Here is a 2,882-nt window from a genome sequence, read left to right as displayed (position 1 = left end):
TTCTCTCAAAACTAGATAACGATATGACATTCAATTTGGTTAAGTCCTCGATCGATTAGTATCTGTCAGCTCCATGTGTCGCCACACTTCCACCTCAGACCTATCAACCTGATCATCTTTCAGGGATCTTACTTCCTTGCGGAATGGGAAATCTCATCTTGAGGGGGGCTTCATGCTTAGATGCTTTCAGCACTTATCCCGTCCGCACATAGCTACCCAGCGATGCCCTTGGCAGAACAACTGGTACACCAGCGGTGCGTCCATCCCGGTCCTCTCGTACTAAGGACAGCTCCTCTCAAATTTCCTGCGCCCGCGACGGATAGGGACCGAACTGTCTCACGACGTTCTGAACCCAGCTCGCGTACCGCTTTAATGGGCGAACAGCCCAACCCTTGGGACCGACTACAGCCCCAGGATGCGATGAGCCGACATCGAGGTGCCAAACCTCCCCGTCGATGTGGACTCTTGGGGGAGATAAGCCTGTTATCCCCGGGGTAGCTTTTATCCGTTGAGCGATGGCCCTTCCATGCGGAACCACCGGATCACTAAGCCCGACTTTCGTCCCTGCTCGACTTGTAGGTCTCGCAGTCAAGCTCCCTTGTGCCTTTACACTCTGCGAATGATTTCCAACCATTCTGAGGGAACCTTTGGGCGCCTCCGTTACCTTTTAGGAGGCGACCGCCCCAGTCAAACTGCCCACCTGACACTGTCTCCCTGCCCGATAAGGGCAGCGGGTTAGAAGGTCAATACAGCCAGGGTAGTATCCCACCGATGCCTCCACCGAAGCTGGCGCTCCGGTTTCCAAGGCTCCTACCTATCCTGTACAAGCTGTACCAACATTCAATATCAGGCTGCAGTAAAGCTCCACGGGGTCTTTCCGTCCTGTCGCGGGTAACCTGCATCTTCACAGGTACTATAATTTCACCGAGTCTCTCGTTGAGACAGTGCCCAGATCGTTGCGCCTTTCGTGCGGGTCGGAACTTACCCGACAAGGAATTTCGCTACCTTAGGACCGTTATAGTTACGGCCGCCGTTTACTGGGGCTTCAATTCGCACCTTCGCATAAGCTAAGCGCTCCTCTTAACCTTCCAGCACCGGGCAGGCGTCAGCCCCTATACTTCGCCTTACGGCTTCGCAGAGACCTGTGTTTTTGCTAAACAGTCGCCTGGGCCTATTCACTGCGGCTCTCTCGGGCTTGCACCCTAACAGAGCACCCCTTCTCCCGAAGTTACGGGGTCATTTTGCCGAGTTCCTTAACGAGAGTTCTCTCGATCACCTTAGGATTCTCTCCTCGCCTACCTGTGTCGGTTTGCGGTACGGGCACCTCTCACCTCGCTAGAGGCTTTTCTTGGCAGTGTGGAATCAGGAACTTCGCTACTATATTTCACTCGCCATCACAGCTCAGCCTTTACGGGAAACGGATTTGCCTATTTCCCAGCCTAACTGCTTGGACGCGGATATCCAATACCGCGCTTACCCTATCCTCCTGCGTCCCCCCATTGCTCAAATGGTGAGGAGGTGGTACAGGAATATCAACCTGTTATCCATCGCCTACGCCTTTCGGCCTCGGCTTAGGTCCCGACTAACCCTGAGCGGACGAGCCTTCCTCAGGAAACCTTAGGCATTCGGTGGAGGGGATTCTCACCCCTCTTTCGCTACTCATACCGGCATTCTCACTTCTAAGCGCTCCACGAGTCCTTCCGGTCTCGCTTCACAGCCCTTAGAACGCTCTCCTACCACTGTTCGTAAGAACAGTCCGCAGCTTCGGTGATACGTTTAGCCCCGGTACATTTTCGGCGCAGAGTCACTCGACCAGTGAGCTATTACGCACTCTTTAAATGGTGGCTGCTTCTAAGCCAACATCCTGGTTGTCTAAGCAACTCCACATCCTTTTCCACTTAACGTATACTTTGGGACCTTAGCTGGCGGTCTGGGCTGTTTCCCTTTCGACTACGGATCTTATCACTCGCAGTCTGACTCCCAAGGATAAGTCTTTGGCATTCGGAGTTTGACTGAATTCGGTAACCCGGTAGGGGCCCCTAGTCCAATCAGTGCTCTACCTCCAAGACTCTTACCTTGAGGCTAGCCCTAAAGCTATTTCGGAGAGAACCAGCTATCTCCAGGTTCGATTGGCATTTCACCCCTACCCACACCTCATCCCCGCACTTTTCAACGTGCGTGGGTTCGGGCCTCCATTCAGTGTTACCTGAACTTCACCCTGGACATGGGTAGATCACCTGGTTTCGGGTCTACGACCACGTACTCATGCGCCCTATTCAGACTCGCTTTCGCTGCGGCTCCGTCTTTTCAAACTTAACCTTGCACGGGATCGTAACTCGCCGGTTCATTCTACAAAAGGCACGCCATCACCCGTTAACGGGCTCTGACTACTTGTAGGCACACGGTTTCAGGATCTCTTTCACTCCCCTTCCGGGGTGCTTTTCACCTTTCCCTCACGGTACTGGTTCACTATCGGTCACTAGGGAGTATTTAGCCTTGGGAGATGGTCCTCCCGGATTCCGACGGAATTTCACGTGTTCCGCCGTACTCAGGATCCACTCAGGAGAGAACGAAGTTTTGACTACAGGGCTGTTACCTCCTATGGCGGGCCTTTCCAGACCTCTTCGTCTACCTCGTTCTTTTGTAACTCCGTATAGAGTGTCCTACAACCCCAAGAGGCAAGCCTCTTGGTTTGGGCTGTTCCCGTTTCGCTCGCCGCTACTCAGGGAATCGCATTTGCTTTCTCTTCCTCCGGGTACTTAGATGTTTCAGTTCCCCGGGTCTGCCTTCACATATCCTATGAATTCAGATATGGATACTGCTCCATTACGAGCAGTGGGTTTCCCCATTCGGAAATCTCCGGATCAAAGCTTGCTTACAGC

Annotated in this window: 1 rRNA gene; it reads right to left on the bottom strand. The window is 53.2% G+C overall.

From position 1 onward, the window contains the following. Nucleotides 1-35: 35 nt before the first annotated feature. Nucleotides 36-2,882 (bottom strand): 23S ribosomal RNA (locus AB447_RS16875); the annotation flags it as partial.

This window comes from Bacillus glycinifermentans, assembly GCF_001042475.2.
Lineage (GTDB): Bacteria > Bacillota > Bacilli > Bacillales > Bacillaceae > Bacillus > Bacillus glycinifermentans.
The sequence above is the reverse complement of the archived record's forward strand: the minus strand, read 5'-3'. Positions and strand labels throughout refer to the sequence as shown.